Annotated in this window: 1 pseudogene; it reads right to left on the bottom strand. The window is 61.7% G+C overall.

Annotated elements, in window-relative coordinates:
- Positions 1–128 precede the first annotated feature (128 nt).
- Positions 129–277, bottom strand: a pseudogene (locus ACZBJS_RS42850) (IS701 family transposase); the annotation flags it as partial.

Below are 277 nucleotides of genomic sequence, written 5' to 3' on the forward strand. Positions count from 1 at the left end.
CTGCGCTTCGCCGTCAAACACCCGAGGTAGGAGCCCGGTGCCTTAATTGGGCTCGCCGGGATCTGCGCGGGGGGCGCCCAGTGATGGGGGTCCCTACCGCGAACAGATTGTGTTTTCGCCGCTGTTTTTCACGGATTTGCTTTCGGCAATATGGGCACTGCTGAGGCGGCGGCCGAAGGATGAGATCGACGATGGCGTGACGTACGGCTGGCATGGTTGGCTGAGGCGGAGGCCCGTTGATTCTTTTTTTTCCGCCCCGCGTATGCGAGGCGACGAT

The sequence above is a fragment of the Bradyrhizobium sp. KZN70725 genome, assembly GCF_055264925.1.